Origin of the sequence: Arthrobacter echini (genome assembly GCF_004803505.1) — a bacterium.
GTDB lineage: Bacteria > Actinomycetota > Actinomycetes > Actinomycetales > Micrococcaceae > Arthrobacter_D > Arthrobacter_D echini.
Window position 1 is genome coordinate 229,517 of the sequence record NZ_SSWH01000003.1, and the last position, 16,786, is coordinate 246,302.

Annotated in this window: 14 protein-coding genes and 1 tRNA gene; all 15 read right to left on the reverse strand. The window is 68.1% G+C overall.

The features are described from left to right. Positions 1–19: 19 nt before the first annotated feature. Positions 20–1,366: a hypothetical protein gene (locus E8P82_RS05150; RefSeq protein ID WP_136453422.1), complete on the reverse strand. Its 1,347-nt coding sequence runs from the start codon at positions 1,364–1,366 to the stop codon at positions 20–22. Between the two features lie 315 nt (positions 1,367–1,681). Continuing rightward, positions 1,682–1,754, reverse strand: a tRNA-Ala gene (locus E8P82_RS05155). A gap of 95 nt (positions 1,755–1,849) precedes the next feature. Further along, entirely contained in the window at positions 1,850–2,530 is a 681-nt protein-coding gene (locus E8P82_RS05160; protein WP_136453423.1) for a histidine phosphatase family protein, read from the reverse strand. After that, positions 2,527–2,937, reverse strand: a complete 411-nt coding sequence (gene rsfS, locus E8P82_RS05165; RefSeq protein ID WP_136453424.1) for a ribosome silencing factor — start codon at positions 2,935–2,937, stop codon at positions 2,527–2,529. Before rsfS ends, E8P82_RS05160 begins: the two co-directional genes overlap by 4 nt. A gap of 27 nt (positions 2,938–2,964) precedes the next feature. Further along, on the reverse strand, positions 2,965–3,528 hold the full coding sequence (locus E8P82_RS05170; protein ID WP_136453425.1) for a hypothetical protein: 564 nt from the start codon (positions 3,526–3,528) through the stop codon (positions 2,965–2,967). Between the two features lie 139 nt (positions 3,529–3,667). Further along, on the reverse strand, positions 3,668–4,333 hold the full coding sequence (gene nadD / locus E8P82_RS05175; protein ID WP_281275771.1) for a nicotinate-nucleotide adenylyltransferase: 666 nt from the start codon (positions 4,331–4,333) through the stop codon (positions 3,668–3,670). An 89-nt stretch (positions 4,334–4,422) separates the two neighbouring features. After that, positions 4,423–4,659: a hypothetical protein gene (locus tag E8P82_RS05180; protein WP_136453427.1), complete on the reverse strand. Its 237-nt coding sequence runs from the start codon at positions 4,657–4,659 to the stop codon at positions 4,423–4,425. A 97-nt stretch (positions 4,660–4,756) separates the two neighbouring features. After that, complete coding sequence (locus tag E8P82_RS05185) at positions 4,757–6,046, reverse strand: glutamate-5-semialdehyde dehydrogenase (protein ID WP_136453428.1); 1,290 nt, start codon at positions 6,044–6,046, stop codon at positions 4,757–4,759. A 9-nt stretch (positions 6,047–6,055) separates the two neighbouring features. Next, positions 6,056–7,231, reverse strand: a complete 1,176-nt coding sequence (gene proB / locus E8P82_RS05190) for a glutamate 5-kinase (protein WP_211096798.1) — start codon at positions 7,229–7,231, stop codon at positions 6,056–6,058. A gap of 9 nt (positions 7,232–7,240) precedes the next feature. Further along, positions 7,241–8,824, reverse strand: coding sequence for a GTPase ObgE (gene obgE / locus E8P82_RS05195; protein WP_136453430.1), 1,584 nt, complete (start codon positions 8,822–8,824; stop codon positions 7,241–7,243). Between the two features lie 115 nt (positions 8,825–8,939). Then, positions 8,940–9,200, reverse strand: coding sequence for a 50S ribosomal protein L27 (rpmA, locus tag E8P82_RS05200; RefSeq protein WP_136453431.1), 261 nt, complete (start codon positions 9,198–9,200; stop codon positions 8,940–8,942). A 58-nt stretch (positions 9,201–9,258) separates the two neighbouring features. Next, complete coding sequence (gene rplU / locus E8P82_RS05205; protein WP_136453515.1) at positions 9,259–9,567, reverse strand: 50S ribosomal protein L21; 309 nt, start codon at positions 9,565–9,567, stop codon at positions 9,259–9,261. 200 nt (positions 9,568–9,767) lie between these two features. After that, complete coding sequence (locus tag E8P82_RS05210) at positions 9,768–12,944, reverse strand: Rne/Rng family ribonuclease (RefSeq protein ID WP_425455998.1); 3,177 nt, start codon at positions 12,942–12,944, stop codon at positions 9,768–9,770. Between the two features lie 392 nt (positions 12,945–13,336). Beyond that, the gene (dxs, locus tag E8P82_RS05215) at positions 13,337–15,310 is read right to left on the reverse strand and encodes a 1-deoxy-D-xylulose-5-phosphate synthase (RefSeq protein ID WP_136453433.1); all 1,974 of its coding nucleotides are present in this window, start codon (positions 15,308–15,310) and stop codon (positions 13,337–13,339) included. 133 nt (positions 15,311–15,443) lie between these two features. Further along, on the reverse strand, positions 15,444–16,784 hold the full coding sequence (locus E8P82_RS05220) for a class I SAM-dependent RNA methyltransferase (protein ID WP_136453434.1): 1,341 nt from the start codon (positions 16,782–16,784) through the stop codon (positions 15,444–15,446). Positions 16,785–16,786: the final 2 nt, after the last annotated feature.

Consider the following 16,786-nt stretch of genomic DNA (forward strand, 5'->3'; position numbering starts at 1 on the left):
GCCAGATGCTACCTGACATTCATGACACCGACCCCAGCACATAGAGCAGTGTTGCAGTCGAAACCAGGGCAACGAGTGTGAGAGCAACAAGAATCGACGAGGCGAGACGCAATCGCGAGCCAAGGGTCGAGGGCTCACGGGTAAGCAGCACCGACGCCGCGATCGCCGAAGGTCCCACGATGAGGGCAAGCGCACCCAACTCCGTGGGAGAACTGTTCCAAAGAGCAACTGAGAGTAGCGCCAAGAGTAATGCAACGATATATGGAACAGCTTGGAGTCTTCGAAGCAACGCTAGTCGGAACTCGAGTCGCAAGCGGTAATCACGATCTGGGTCATGAGCGTAGAACGCGCGGCTCTGCTGATCCTTCCTGGACTGGAAGGCACCGTAGGAAAACTGCTCCGAACCGGGTTCTAGAGCCATGAAGCTCGCGATGCGCACATTTGGGTCGGAGACCTTGAAGGTGACATGGTTCGTCTGCGCATCAGCGACCACCAAGTCCTGCCGACCTGAGCCGCGAAACGACGAGAGTTGCAGATCCCGTCGCTCGGAGAACTTTACGAGGAACGGCTCGTCAAGCGGGACGCTCATCGCAACGATCAAGTCGTACGAGTTGGCGTAGTCGGCGAGGGCGACGAGGAACTCCTCAGCGTCGTTCGGAGCGGCCGACGTTCTCGAGCTCGCGTCAATATGGTTCAAGAGAGCGCCGTACTCCCGTAGAACCGCGGTCGCTTCCTCGTCCGATGACACGATCCCGTTGATGAACAGACTCGGCAAGACAAGTGCAGGATTTTCGGGTGCGGAATAGCCCTTGAACTCATCGAGGCGTGGACGCAGGATGGACCGGCACTGCTCGCCGATCTCCTGCCATACCTGTTGAGTCGCGAAGGGAACCGGTCGTCCCAACCCATCTCGAAAGTAGCCGCCGAGGTCTCGTGGTACTCCGGCAACGAACCACTCTCCGGAGAACCCGAGAATTGCTGTCAAGAGTTCACGAACATGGGCGGAAGGGTGCTCGCCGCAGTTCGAGGCGAGGCAGAGCAGATAGTCCCGTTGACGCGTGGCGATCTCTGTCCGGGGCAAGAGCCACGCGTCACCGAGCGGTCCGCTGACATCGAAATCCAGAAGCGGGCCGCGAGGCATCGGCGCAACGTTGATGGCAACCAGCGCATGCGTGTCACGTCTCTTGACGCGCCCTCGCAGTAGCGGCCGGAGGGGCGCGACTTGAAGAGAACGACGGCGGATGCAGGATGTTGCGGAATCAACGACGAGTTCTTCGACAGCGCGTATCCTCCATGAGAGAGGGTCGGCCAAGAGCAGGACAGTGACCTCGCGATCATCGATGAGGTTCGCTGTATGCTCAGCCATTCCGCGTCCTCTCCAGTCCTCCTTTTGTCCCCAGCGTCTCATACGCCCGTCACGCTGCGGCAGAACTCCACAACGGACGGTGAATGACAATCGGGGCGGTGTCTGGTGCAACTTGTCCGAGCCGAGTCCGCCCAGTGCGTAGCACGGTTGCTGGCTGGAAACTCACTGGAGCTTGGTGAGGGTTTGATGAGCCACGGTACGGCTAACGAATGATAGGCATTGCAAAAGGAGCCCACCAACTGTGCCCTCGGTGCAACCCCTGAGCTATGAAGACTACCGATACTCGCCTTTGGGCTTTGGTTATGTCTGAAATTGTGGAGCTAAGGGGATTCGAACCCCTGACCCCCTGCATGCCATGCAGGTGCGCTACCAGCTGCGCCATAGCCCCTCACTGAGCCGCTCGTCCAAGGCTTCGACCCCGTCCAAGCAACTGTGCCAGTCTAGTGAATCCGCCACACTTCGCCAAATTGGTGCAGCGGCACATCACCCCTCCAGAGGCTCGGTCGGCAGGGACCCGAGCCCCAGATTGTGCTCGGTCAGCTGCCAGGAGAACAGTGCCTCGGTCCGCCCGACCACCTCGTGCACTTCGGACCAGTGGCAGTTGGACAGCCCCGCCAGGGCACCCCAGCGCCGCGGAGGCAGACCCATCAGCGCAGCCAGAGCTGCCCTGATGGCGCCACCGTGGCTCACGATCACGAGAGTTGCGGCGGGCTCCACGGGCTCCATGGCATCCGCCACTGCCGCCAGCATGCGCCGGCCCACCTCGAGGCGGTTCTCCCTGCCCCCGGCGCGCACTTCGGGATCACCTCCGCGCCAGGCCGCGTTGTCGAGGGGGAACTGCTCCTCGATCTCGGCGAAGGTCAGTCCCTGCCATCGACCGGCATCGGTCTCCCGCAGGCGCTCGTCGAAGGACACGCTCAGCCCGGTCAGCGCCGCGAGGGCTCCCGCCGTGTCCGCCGCGCGCCGCAGGTCGGACGAGACGATGACGGACGGCTCCCGGGTCAGCAGAACCTCGGCCGCGCGGGCTGCCTGGTCACGGCCCGTCTGGTCGAGATCGATGTCCTCCTGGCCCTGGAATCTGCCGGAGCGGTTCCACTCCGTGCGGCCATGACGCCAGAAGATGATCCGGCGGGCCTCCGAGTGGGCGTGGACGTACCGCGTCACTCCGCGGTGTCGCCGGATGGGCTCTGCTGTGCTGCACCCTGCAGGGCGCCCTCGAGCTGGAGGTCGACGACGGGGGAATCCTTCCAGAGCCGCTCCAGTGCGTAGAACACTCGGTCTTCCTCGTGCTGCACATGGACGATCACCTCGACGTAGTCGAGGAGAACCCAGCGTCCTTCGCTGCGGCCCTCACGTCGGACCGGTTTGAGACCCTGCTTGGACAACTCCTCCTCGATGCCATCGACGATGGCATTGACCTGGCGCTCGGTGGGCGCGGAAGCGATGAGGAAGACATCCGTGATGGCCAGGCGCTCACTGACGTCGAGGGCGACGATGTCCTGGGCGATCTTGTCCGCTGCGGCGTGCGCAGCGGTGCGTGCAATGCTGATGGATTGTTCGGTAGCGCTCACTGGTCTCCTTGGGTGCGGTCAGCTGTTTCACCCATTGAGGGAGCTGACGATCATTACTACTACGGTACCCAGTGCTGCCGCGCCCACTGCCGCCAGCGAGAACAGGAGGTACCGGACTCGACGCAGCCGGCCGAGACCGGCCGTCACCGCGTCGAGCGGCTCCAGTCCGAACGCGCTGCGGGCTTCGACCGGCCGGGCGTCGTCCTCGGACCGGAACGGCGCAGTCGCATTCCCACTCGTGGGCTGGGAAGGCTCGGTCGCCGTCGACCCCGAGGAGGCTGGGGTGACGGGCGCCGACGCGTCAGCTGCTGTTCCCGCAGGGGATTCCGTGCCACCTGTGCGCAGGAGGAACTCCGGTGAGGCCAGCGCTGCGAGGTTGTGCGTCGTCGTGGGATCCTCGAAGGCCACGGCGGGCCGGGAGGGACTCTCACGCGCCCGCTGTGCACGGGCAGCGAGATCTGCGGCACGGGCCGCCAGCGCCTGCTGCTGCGCCAGCACGGCCGGGTCCGGAGCCGTCGTCGTCGCTCCGCCCTGCCGACGACGGCGGTCACGTCGGCCTCCGGGTACGGGTTCGCGCAGCGTATCGGTCACCCTGTCGGGTTCCACGGCCCTGCCGTCGACCATTCGGAGCCGCAGCTGCCTTCGCGTCAACGGTTGGGCTGTATCCGATCGTTGGGCTGTATCCGATCGTGGCGCTGGGTCCAGATCAGTGTCGTCGGTCATGTCGCAGTCATCCGGTGGGTTGGCGTTCGGGGTTCGCTCGGATGCCGGAGGATCCGTCCGTGGGGAAGACCTCTGCGGCAACGAGAGTCGGCGAGGTGCCGGCATCGAGCTGGTCGGCGCCGCGGTACAGCCGGTACTTGGAGATGTACTGCACCACACCGTCGGGTACGAGATACCACACGGGTTTGCCCTCGCCGACCCGCCGTCTGCAGTCCGTACTGGAGATGGCCATGGCCGGCACCTCCAGCAGGCGCACATCCCTGCCGCGCCCGTCGAGTTCATGACCGGGCCGGGTCACTCCGATGAACTCTGCCAGTGTCCACAGCTCCTCGGCATCCTTCCAGGTGAGGATCTGCGCCATCGCGTCCGCTCCGGTGATGAAGAACAGCTGCGCGTCGGGCCGCTGCTTCTTCAGGTCCCGCAGTGTGTCGATCGTGAAGGTGGGCCCCGGGCGCTCGATGTCCACGCGGCTTACCGTGAAGCTGGGGTTCGACGCCGTCGCGATGACGGTCATCAGGTAGCGGTGCTCCGCCTCGGAGACGTCCCGGTCGACCTTCTGCCACGGCTGACCGGTGGGCACGAAGACGACCTCGTCGAGGTCGAAGACCGACGCGACCTCGCTCGCGGCCACCAGGTGACCGTGGTGGATGGGGTCGAAGGTTCCACCCATCACGCCCAGTCGCCACGGCGAACCGTCAGGACGATGCTGTCGTGGGCCTCTCGTTGCTTCCGGTCCGCTGCGCTCGGTCGACATGGGTCCGGCTATTGCCTGCTCGCTTCGCCGTGGTCGTGCTTGTTGCTGTGCTGCTTGTGCGGGTCGGTGTGCTCCTGCACCGCTTCGTGCCTGTTGCGGACATTGGCGAAGGAGATGGTGACGAGCATCATCAGCAGGAGCAGGCCCATGACGATCAGACCGTAGGCGAGAGCCGGCATGGGCAGCTCGGTGTGGGTTTCCATGACTTCGGTCGTCAGCAGGACGCTGCCGAGAGAGTAGAGCATCGTGGGTCCTCTGTGGATTCAGGGGCCGCCGATGGGCCGCCCGGTAGGTGTTCAACCCCCATGGTACGCGGTGGACGGCGCCACGACGGCGATGGCGTCAGCGCCGGACCTGGCCCTCGCCGTGCACGATCCATTTGGTCGTGGTGAGCTCGAGGAGTCCCATCGGTCCCCTGGCATGCATCTTCTGGGTGGAGATTCCCACCTCGGCGCCGAGCCCGAGTTCTCCGCCGTCGATGAAGCGCGTGGATGCGTTGACGAGGACCGCGGCCGAATCGACGCCCGCGACGAATTCCTCCGACGCCGCGAGACTGTTCGTGATGATCGCCTCGCTGTGGCCGGTACTCCATCGCCGGATGTGCTCCAGCGCCTCCTGCACACTGTCGACCGTGCGCACCGCGAGATCCAGCTGCAGGTACTCCCGGCCCCAGTCGGCGTCCGTGGCCGGGACCGTGGCGGTATCGTCCGCCAGCCAGGAACCGGCGCGGTCGTCGACGTGGAGGGTGACCCCTGCCCTGGAAAGCGCGGCGAGGACACCGGGCGCCGCACCGGCACCGCTGTGGACCAGGAGCGTCTCCATCGTGTTGCAGACACTGGGCCGCTGCGTCTTGGCATTGAGCACGAGGTCGATCGCCATCTCCTCGTCGGCGCTCTCGTCGAGGAAGATGTGCACGTTCCCCTCGCCCGTCTCGATCACCGGGACGCGCGCGGTGTTCACGACGGACTGGATCAGCTCCCGCCCCCCACGCGGGATCAGCACGTCGATGCGGCCCCGGGCCGCCATGAGGACCCGAGCACCGTCGCGGCCGAAGTCGTCGATGCTCAGCACGGCGTCCCGGGGCAGCCCGTGGTCCCCGAGGGTGTCGCGGATGATGCCGATCAGCGCTGCATTGGTGGCGGCAGCCGCACTCCCGCCGCGCAGCACCACCGCGTTGCCGCTCTTGAGTGCCAGCCCCGCGATGTCGACGGTCACGTTGGGACGGGCCTCGTAGATCGCGGCGATGACGCCGAGGGGCACGCGCACCTGGCGCATCCGCAGCCCGTTGGGGAGGGTCTCGGCGCGTACGGCGGTGCCGATCGGATCGGGAAGCGCCGCGAGCTGCACCAGAGCCTCCGCCAGGCCCGCGATACGCTCGGGATCCAGGCTCAGCCTGTCGAGCAGCCCGGCGGCAGTACCGGCTGCCCGGCCACGCTCGACGTCGGTGCGGTTGGCGGCGAGGATCAGGTCCCGCCGCTGCTCGAGGGCTGCTGCCACGTCGAGGAGGAGACGGTCCTTGCGGTCCCGCGTCACGCTGCCGAGGGAACGCGACGCAACGCGCCCGCGGTCGGCGATGCTGTGGACGGCCTCGGTGAGTTCCTCGGCGGAGAGATCTTCCTGCTGGTCGGTCATGCCAGCAGTCTAGCGATCACCGTGGTGCCCTTCGGGGGCAGGACCTGGGCGGAGGACCACCAGGTCGTTGACGTGCACCACCGACCGCTCGTACCCCGCCCCGAGTTCCGCAGCGAGATCGTGCGTGGATCTGCCCAGCATGGGCGGCAGCTCCGTGGAGCCGTAGTTCACGAGGCCGCGGGCGACGACGACCCCGTCACGGCTCACGAGCTGGACGGGGTCTCCGGCCTCGAAGGCACCGGAGATCCCGAGGACACCGGCGGGCAGCAGCGACCGGCGCCGCTCCCCCACGGCCTGTACGGCTCCGTCGTCGAGCACGAGGGTGCCGAGGACCCTGGCGAGGTGCGCGAGCCACAGCAGGCGGATCGGCTGCCGCTTGCCCGTCGCGGTGAACCAGGTCCCGACGTCGTCACCGCGCAGCGCTGCGGAGGCGTTGGCGGTCGAGGTGACGAGGGCCGGGATGCCCGACGACGAGGCGATCATGGCCGCCTCGACCTTCGTCTGCATGCCCCCGGTGCCCACCCCGGACGCCCCTGCGCGGCCGATCGTGACGCCTTCGAGGTCTGCGGCGGAGGTGATCAGTGGAAGCCGGCTGGCCCCGGCGCTCGGCGGGCCGTCGTACAGTGAATCGACGTCGGAGAGCAGGACCAGCGCCTCCGCCTTCACGAGGTGCGCCACCAGGGCCGCGAGGCGGTCGTTGTCGCCGAAGCGGATCTCATGGCTGGCCACCGTGTCGTTCTCGTTCACGATGGGCACGACGCCGAAGTTCAGCAGCCGCTCCATGGCCCGGTGCGCGTTGGCGTAGTGCGAGCGGCGGACCAGGTCGTCGGCGGTCAGCAGGATCTGGCTGACCGTGATGCCGTGGACGGCGAACGCGCGCGAGTACCGCGCCATGAGCAGACCCTGACCGACGCTCGCTGCCGCCTGCTGTGTGGACAGGTTGGCAGGGCGCCGCGCAAGACCCAGGGGGGCCAGGCCTGCTGCAATGGCACCCGAGGACACCAGGATCACCTCCGTACCCGCGAGACGGCGCTCGGCGAGGACGTCGGCCAGTCCCACGAGGGCCGTATCCGAGATGCCCCCGGACACGGAGGTCAGGGACGACGAGCCCACCTTGACGACGATGCGCCGGGCTGTTGCCAGCCCGGCACGGCCCGGCCCCGGCTCAGCGGATCCCTCCGACACGCGGGACACCTAACCTCCGGACTCGGCGTCCACTTCCTGCTGCGCAGGAGCGGCCGCCCGGCGCTCGTCCACGGACTCGGTCCAGATACCGGCCTTGCGGTCGGCCTCCAGCTCCGCGCGGGCCGCAGCCCTGGCATCCTTGCGTTCCTGGTACTCCTCGCGCTTCTGCTCGCGCGTGGGCCGGATGTACTCCGCGAGGCGGAGATCGCTGCCGCGCGGACCGGCCAGCAGCTCCGCACCGCCCATCATGGTGGGCTCCCAGTCGAAGATCACGCCGTCGCCCTCGCCGATCACCACGGTGTCCCCGGGCTTCGCGCCGGACTTGAACAACTGCTCCTCGACACCGAGCTTGGCGAGCCGATCCGCCAGATAACCCACCGCTTCGTCGTTCGTGAAATCGGTCTGCTTGACCCATCGCTCGGGCTTGTCCCCCAGGACCCGGTACAGGGGCAGCGCATCCTTCTCCTCGTTGCGGATCCGGAAGGAGGCAGCGTTGACACCGCGCGGACGCAGGACCGGCGGCACCACGGTCGGTGGTGCCGAGGCGACAGCCCGGCGCTCGTTCTCGACGATCTCCGCCATGGCGAAGCCGAGTTGGCGCAGACCCTCGTGGCTCGACGCCGACACCTCGAACACGCGATAGCCGCGTGCCTCGAGTTCGGGACGGACGAAACCGGCCATGTCACGCCCGTCGGGCACGTCGACCTTGTTGAGTGCCACCAGGCGTGGCCGCTCGTTGAGCGGGACGACGTCGCCGTCCGGGCCCGCGAAGCTCATGTCGACCGAGTACTTCTCGAGCTCCGCCTCGATGACCGCGAGATCGCCCAGCGGATCACGGTCCGTCTCCAGGGCCGCGCAGTCCAGGACGTGCACGATCGCTGCGCACCGCTCCACGTGACGCAGGAAATGGTGTCCGAGGCCCTTGCCCTCGCTCGCGCCCTCGATGAGACCGGGCACGTCGGCGATGGTGAACCGGGTCGAGCCTGCCTGGACCACGCCGAGATTGGGGACCAGGGTGGTGAACGGGTAGTCCGCGATCTTCGGGCGGGCCGCGGACATGGCTGCGATCAGGCTCGATTTCCCCGCGGAGGGGAACCCCACCAGTGCTACGTCGGCAATGGATTTGAGCTCGAGCACGATGTCGCGCTCCTCGCCGGGGATACCGAGCAGCGCGAAGCCGGGGGCCTTGCGCTTCTGCGAGGACAGCGCTGCATTGCCGAGCCCGCCCTGACCGCCTGCTGCAGCGACGAACTCCGTGCCCTCGCCCACCAGATCGGCCAGCACCTCGCCGTCCTTCGTCTTGACCACCGTCCCGTCCGGTACGGGCAGGACCAGCGTCTCACCGCTCCTGCCGCCCCGCCAGTCGCCCATTCCGCTGCCACCGTTCGTGGCGTGGCGATGGGGCGCGTGATGGTAGTCGAGCAGCGTGGTGTTCTGGTGGTCCACGCGGAGGATCACGTCACCACCGTCACCACCGTTCCCGCCGTCCGGTCCGCCCAGTGGCTTGAACTTCTCCCGGTGGACCGAGACGCAGCCGTGACCTCCGGTGCCTCCTGATACGTGCAGGACTACGCGGTCGACAAAACTCGCCACGGGGTCTCCTTCTTCGAATACGTCTCTGTGCCGGTCCGAGCCGGCTTAAAAGCAGATGGGGCGAGCCGTAGCGGCCCACCCCACCCGAACAACTGGTTCGTCCAGTCCGGCGGAACTACTCCGCTGCGGCTCCGACGATGTTGACGACCTTGCGACCGCGACGGGTTCCGAACTCGACCGCTCCCGCTTCGAGAGCGAACAGGGTGTCGTCCCCTCCCCGGCCGACCTTCACACCGGGGTGGAAGTGGGTCCCGCGCTGGCGGACGATGATCTCGCCGGCCTTCACGACCTGACCGCCGAAGCGCTTGACGCCGAGGTACTGGGCGTTCGAGTCGCGGCCGTTCCGGGTTGAGCTTGCGCCCTTTTTGTGTGCCATGGGTTATTCCTGCCTTCGCTGAAGTGTCGTGTGCCTGGCCGAGCGGAGCCCGATGGGGCTACGCGATGCCTGTGATCTTGACGCGAGTCAGTTCCGAACGGTGACCCTGACGCTTCTTGTAGCCGGTCTTGTTCTTGAACTTCTGGATGACGATCTTCGGCCCCCGGAGATTCCCGACGATCTCGGCGGTGACGGACACGCGCTCGAGCTCCTCGGCGGCGGAGGTGATCTTGTCGCCGTCGACCAGCAGGAGGGCCGGGAGCTTGAAGGTGCTCCCCGCCTGGCCGGTGACGCGGTCAAGGGTAACGAGGTCTCCTACGGAGACCTTTTCCTGGCGGCCGCCTGCGCGGACAATCGCGTACACCACTGGGACACTCACTTCTCTCGACGATCTGACGTGTGCTGAAAATTCATGGGTGGATCCTGGTGCCGATTCAGGGGGACGCTGCCCGTCCGTGAACTGCCGGCACACCGCTCAGCGGTAGATGCACCAAGGGTCAAGATTACGGCAGGAGCACAGCTTCCCGCAAATCAGCGGGAAGCTGTGCTCCTGTCCGGATTCGGCCTCTACAGCTTCGAGGCGGGAACCCCTACGCCGAAGATCAGCGGCTCCTCGCCGTCGCTCTCCGGTGCGCCCGTCCCCGACGGCGCGGCCGCGACGTGCCTGGATCCTCCGGAGTCGCCGGCAGGGCCGCCGGCGGTGTCGATGCGCTCCTTCTCGCCCTGTGCACTCCGTGCGACACGGCGGCCACGAGGGCGCCTGCTGCCCGGCGCCGCTGCGGAGGTACCCGGCGACGACCCGGTCTGCTGATCCGCCCCGGACCGGTCGGGGGTCTCATCCCGCGCAGTCCCCGGAGCCTTCTCCCTGAAGGCCTCACTGAGGCTGTCCAGCGTCAGTGAGGTCGATGAGGTCGGAGCCTGCTCGGGCTCTGCCTGGGATCGGTCGTCGGATCGCGGCAGGGTCACGGTCTCCCCGTTGATGGTCAGAACCGCCTCGGTGACCTGGATGTCGGCCGGGCCGGTGTCGGCCTGATCGGCACGTCGTGGTGCAGACTCCTCCTGGGCGTGGTGGGTCGCCGCCGCGATGCTCGCCAGGGCGGCCCGTGCGGCCTCCGCCTTCGCGACGCGATCGGGATCGGGGTCCTCGGCACCGGATGGAGCGGGCTGCGTGGAACTCTCCTCCTGTTGCGTCCGGCTGCGGTTCCGTTTGCGCTCGCTGCGCGACATCCTGTCTTGGCGCCCCTGCTGCTGGGTGTCCGGCGCAGGTGCATGCCCGCGGTGCTCCACCGGTTCGGAGTGGGTGATCACACCGAGGCCCCCGCAGCGCTCGCATTCCTCGCCGAAGACCTCGAGCAGGCCGGTACCCATGCGCTTGCGCGTCATCTGGACGAGTCCGAGGGAGGTGACCTCGGCGACCTGATGCTTGGTCCTGTCCCTGCCGAGGCATTCGACGAGACGGCGGAGGACGAGATCGCGATTGGCCTCGAGCACCATGTCGATGAAGTCGATCACGATGATCCCACCGATGTCCCGGAGCCTGAGCTGGCGGACGACCTCCTCGGCTGCCTCCAGGTTGTTCTTCGTGACGGTCTCCTCGAGATTTCCACCGCTGCCGGTGAATTTCCCGGTATTCACGTCGACCACCGTCATGGCCTCGGTGCGGTCGATCACCAGTGATCCGCCCGAGGGCAGGAACACCTTGCGCTCGAGCGCCTTCGAGATCTGCTCGTCGATCCTGGAGGCCGCGAAGATGTCCTCCTCGCCGGTCCATTTCTCGAGTCGGCCCACGAGATCGGGCGCCACGTACATGACGTAGGCCTCGATGGTGTCCCAGGCCTCCTCGCCGGAGACCACGAGCTTCGAGAAGTCCTCGTTGAAGACGTCGCGGACCACCTTGATGGTGAGATCCGGTTCGCCGTAGAGCAGGTCCGGTGCGAGGGTCTTCGTGGAACCGGCCTTGCGCTCGATCTCCTCCCACTGGGCGCGCAGGCGGTTGATGTCGTGGGTCAGCTCCTCCTCGCTGGCGCCCTCGGCTGCGGTGCGGACGATGACACCGGCGTGCTCGGGCAGCCGGTCCTTCAGGATGCGTTTGAGGCGGGTGCGCTCGACGTCGGGCAGCTTGCGGGAGATGCCCGTCATGGATCCCCCGGGCACGTAGACGAGGTAGCGGCCGGGCAGCGAGATCTGGCTCGTCAGGCGCGCTCCCTTGTGACCCACCGGATCCTTCGTGACCTGCACGAGAACGGGGTCGCCGGACTTCAGGGCGAGTTCGATCCGTCGCGGCTGGCCGTCCAGGCCGGCGGCGTCCCAGTTGACCTCGCCGGCGTACAGTACCGCATTGCGGCCACGTCCGATGTCGACGAAGGCTGCCTCCATGCTCGGCAGCACGTTCTGCACCTTGCCGACATAGACATTGCCGATCAGCGAGTCCTGCTGCGTCCGGGAGACGAAGTGCTCCGCGAGCATCCCGTCCTCGAGGACGCCGATCTGGATCCTGTCGTCGCGCTGCCGCACGATCATCTGGCGGTCGACCGACTCGCGACGGGCGAGGAACTCGGCCTCGGTGATGACCTGACGACGGCGGCCCGTGTCACGTGAGTCCCGCCTGCGCTGCTTCTTGGCTTCGAGCCGGGTCGAGCCGCGGACGCTGGTCACGCGATCGGATACGGGTTCGCTCGACTGCCGGGGTGCGCGCACGCGTGTGACGGTGTTCGGCGGGTCGTCGTCCTCGCCGCCGGTGAGCTCGAGATCCTGGTCCCCGCGGCGGCGCCGGCGGCGACGCCTGGACGTGACGCCGGCGCCGTCGTCCTGCCGGCCCGAGGCACTGTCAGCGGTCTCCTCGGCGTCGCCATCCGCTGCCTCGTCACTCGAAGCCGATCCACTGCCGCGACTGCGGTTCCTGCCGCGCCTGCTCCGCCTGGAACGCGGGGCGGTCTCCTCGGCGTCGTCGTCCTCGGGCTCCTCCTCGCGGGGAGGCGCCACCTTGACGGAGGGCACCGTCGTGACGCTCAGGTCAGGAGCGTGGAACAGGAGCGAGAGCGGCGATTCGGGCGGACGGAAGAGATCGAGGTCGTTCTCCTCCGCCGGCTCCTCCTCGGTCCGGGCATCCGGTGCAGCAGCAGTTCCTGCTCCGGCACCATCCGTGGGGGAGGTATCCGTGGACGCTGCACCCTCCTCGGATGCCTTGCGGTTCCTCGTGGAGGTGCGGCGGGAGCGGGTCGGTTTCCTCGGTGCGCTCTCCGTCGGTTCTGGTGCGCTCTCGTCGGCTGTGCCTGAATCCGCAGATTGAACCGGCTCGGTGTGCTCCGTCGGCCCGGTGTGGTCCGCAGCATCGGCCTGATCCACGGGCGCCTCGGAACCGACCGGCGATTCCGGAGCGGTCATCGCGTCAGTCGCGGTCGGAGCCGATTCCTGGACGCGCGCCGGGCCTGCAGCGGAGGTTGCCGCACGGCGGCGCGGCCGGGACGCGCGGGCGGGCGCCTTGTCGGGCGACGCGTCGTCGGAGGCCGTGGTCTCCCCGTCAGCGGTGCTTCCGTCACCGGTGACCACTACCGGCTCCTGTGGCCTGCTCGCCCGCTGCCGCGGCGACGTGCCGGCACCGGGCCCTGCTGCTTCCTGGCCCGCCGGTTCCGCTGCCGGCGGTGCTCCTGCCGGTGCACTGGCGGTCCGCCGGGTCCGCGGCGCCCTCTGCGGCGTCGCCGCTGTCTCCTCCGCGGTGTTGCGTTCGTTCTCCTGCTGATCCATCTCGTTCATCGGGTACTCGCTCCAAGCCCTGCGGTACCGGCCACATCCCGGCGCCTTCCAGGGCGGTATGTCGGACCGCCGCGGGCCCTTCGCCCGGCGGCTGACCGGAAGTCGTCGTCGTGTTCTCCCGGGTCGCACCGTCAGTGGGGTGCGGAATCACTCGAGAGACCAGTGACGGTCTTCCTCGACCGCCCATCCGAATGGTGGGCTCCGTGAGCGGATTCTGCCCGGCTCCGCCGCGGGGGCGGGGTCGGTAGGGCTGAAGCATCGCTTGCGGAACGGAAGCCTGTCACTGGGCCGGCGCGGGAATGTGGTTCCCCCACCAGCCAGCATCATTCTCTCACATCACCTCTTCGTCACCGCCCGCGAGGAGCGTCCAGGCCGGGGTCCGCTCAGTGCTTGGGCAATTCCCCCGTGACCGGCGCGTGCTCCTCCGCCAGCGGCCGCGCGACCGGCACCTTCGTCCCGAGCACCTGGGCGACGACGTCGTGGGTGATCTTCTGGGCAGTGAGTCCGACGCGCTCGAGGATCTGCGCCCGGGTGCCGTGGTCGAGGAACTCGACGGGCAGGCCGACCTCGTTCAGGGCCGTGTCCACGCCCGCCGCGCGCATCTCCTGCCGTATCCGCGAACCGACGCCTCCGGCACGCACGCCGTCCTCGATGACGATCACGATGCGGTGTTCGGCGGCCAGCGCGATCACCGATCGCGGAACCGGCAGGAGCCAGCGCGGGTCGATCACGGTGGAGCTGATTCCCTGCGCCCCGACCCTGTCGGAGACGTCGAGCGCCAGTTCGCTCATGGCGCCGACGCTGACGATCAGGACATCGTTCCGGTGTGAGCCCGCAGGACGCCGGGCAAGGACGTCGACGCCGTCGTCGAGCCGTTCGAGGGCCTCGATCTCGTCGCCGACGGAGCCTTTGGAATAGCGGATCACGCTCGGGGCGTCCGAGATGGCAACGGCCTCGCGCAGTTCCTCCCTGAGCCGGGAGGCGTCCCTCGGCGCTGCCAGACACAGTCCCGGGACCGCCTGCAGCATCGCCAGGTCCCACATGCCGTGGTGGCTGGCGCCGTCGGGGCCGGTGACGCCCGAGCGGTCGAGCACCACGGTGACCCCGGCCCGGTGCAGGGCGACGTCCATCAACAGCTGATCGAAGGCGCGATTCAGGAAGGTGGCGTAGAGCGCGATCACGGGGTGGAGCCCGCCGTAGGCCATGCCCGCGGCGCTGGTGAGGGCGTGCTGCTCGGCGATCCCCACATCGAAGACACGCTCCGGATAGCGTGCCGCGAAGCGGTGGAGCCCCACGGGGATGAGCATGGCACCGGTGATCCCGACGACGTCGGGGCGCTCGTCGGCGATCTCGGCGATCTCGGTGGCGAAGACGGAGGTCCACGACTGCTGGCCCACGGAGTCCATCGAATCACCCGTCTCCGGGTCGATCACACCCACGGCGTGGAACTGGTCCGCCTCGTGGGCCCGGGCCGGCGCATAACCGTGGCCCTTCTCCGTGATGGCGTGCACTATCACGGGCCCCCCGTAGTTCTTCGCGAGGTGCAGGGCCTGCTCGACGGCGGACTGGTCGTGGCCGTCCACCGGCCCCACGTACTTCATGCCCAGATCCTCGAAGAGCCCCTGCGGCGCCCACCAGTCCTTGATGCCCTTCTTCATGGCGTGCAGGCTCTTGTAGCTGAGCTCCCCGGCCGGACCACCGTTCTGCATCCGGGTCTTCACCCAGTCGAGCGTGCGTTCGTAGATCCGATGGGTCCGCACGGAATCCAGCGCCGGCCGCAGCGACGCCAGGTAATCGGCGACACCTCCGATCGTCGGTGCGTAGGACCTGCCGTTGTCGTTGACCACGATCACCACGCGACGCCGCTTGTCGGCCGCGATGTTGTTGAGCGCTTCCCAGGCCATACCGCCGGTGAGGGCACCGTCCCCGACCAGGACGACGGTGTAGCGCTCACCCTCATGGGTGAGCACGCGGGCGCGGGAGATCCCGTCGGCCCAGGAGAGCGAGGACGACGCGTGGGAACTCTCGACGACGTCGTGCACCGATTCGGCGCGTGAGGGATACCCGGACAGGCCCCCCTGCTGGCGCAGTCTGCTGAAGTCCTGCCGCCCGGTGACGAGCTTGTGGACGTAGGACTGGTGCCCGGTGTCGAAGATGATGCTGTCTCGCGGTGAATCGAAGACCCGGTGGATGCCCAGCGTCAGCTCGACCACACCGAGATTCGGGCCGAGATGCCCCCCGGTCCGCGAGACATTGCTGACCAGGAAACCCCGGATCTCCCGGGCGAGATCGCCCAGCTGCGATGCGCTGAGCTTGCTCAGGTCCTGTGGGCCGCTGATCGTCTCCAAGAGTCCCATCGGCGCCTCCTCGGTTCGTTGGGCGTGGCGGCGGCGGTACCGCCTGTGACTGACCATAACTCTAACGTTCGGCCGGCGCGCGGGGTGCCGCCGTCAGGGCGATCCACTCGAGCGTGCGCGGTGCGTCCCGGTCTCATGCCGAGGGTGGCAGGAGCCGCGCGAACGACTCCATGTGGTGCGTGTGCGGATAGAGATCGAACACGCGCAGGGTATCGAGCGACCAGCCGGCGCGTCGGAAGTACCCCAGATCGCGGGCGAACGAGGCGGGATCGCACGAGACGTAGCCCACCGTCCGCGGCCTCCTGGCGATGATCTGCTGGACCACCTTCTTCCCGGCGCCGGTACGTGGCGGATCGAGCAGGACGGCGTCGAGCGGTTCGTTCCACCGGCCCAGTGCAGCATCCACGCGTCCCTGCACGATCGCGGCCTGTTCCTGCCCGTGGAGATTGCGTCGGGCGTCGCGCACCGTCCCTGCCGAGCCCTCGACCGACAGCACCGCACCGGTAGGGCCGACGGCGTGCGCGAGCGGGACCGTGAACAGACCCGCGCCCGCGTAGAGATCGGCCACCCGGTCCCCTGCTGCGGGCTGGAGTCCCTCGAGTACGGCGCCCACGAGGGCCTCCGGTGCCCCGCGGTGGATCTGCCAGAAGCCGGGCCCGGTGACCCGGTAGTCCACGCCGCGCACGGACTCCTGCAGCCAGGTGCGGCCCGTGATCCGCTGCACGCGCCCCGTCTCCGGCTCGAGCACCGCGACGGAGGCGTCCCTGATGGCCGCTGCGACGGCGGCGGCGCGGCGGGGGTGCGTACCTTTCGAGGGCACGAGCAGGACCAGCGGCTCTCCCGCGCCGGAGCCGACGGCCGCGTCGACCCTGCTGATACCGGTGAGATCGATGCCCCACAGACGGAGCCGGTTGATCGCCGGGACCGCCAGGGGCATCTCATGGACGGGAACCATCTCGTGCGAACGATGCGGGTGCATGGCCAGGCGGCCTGCCGGATCGACGGAGAAGGCCGCGCGGGTGCGCCACCCGAGGCCGTCCTCGGTCTCTCCGGGCACAGGTTCCACGCTCACCGCGCGCTCGGTCCCGGCGAGGCGCTCGAGCTGCTCCTGGAAGACGACGGTCTTCAGCCGCCGCTGCTCCGGCAGGAGGACGTGCCCGAACTCGGCTCCGCCGACTGCGGTGCGTCCGGCCGCAGCGGCTTTCAGTGCATCGGCGTGCGGCCAGGGGTGCACCGTGCGCTGTGGTGATGCCTCGAGGACCTCCACGACGTCGGCTCTCCAGAAACTGGCGTTCTCCTCGGCCTCGGTGAAGCGCACCCTGACCCGCTCGCCCTCCAGGGCGTGGCGGACGAAGACCACCCGGCCCTCATGCCTGGCGACGAAGTGGCCGCCGTGCGCAGGTTTCCCGACGGTGAGCTCCGCGTCGGGCTGGCGCCGGGAGGAGGCGGCGGTGACGGGCAGGGCTTCTGTCATGG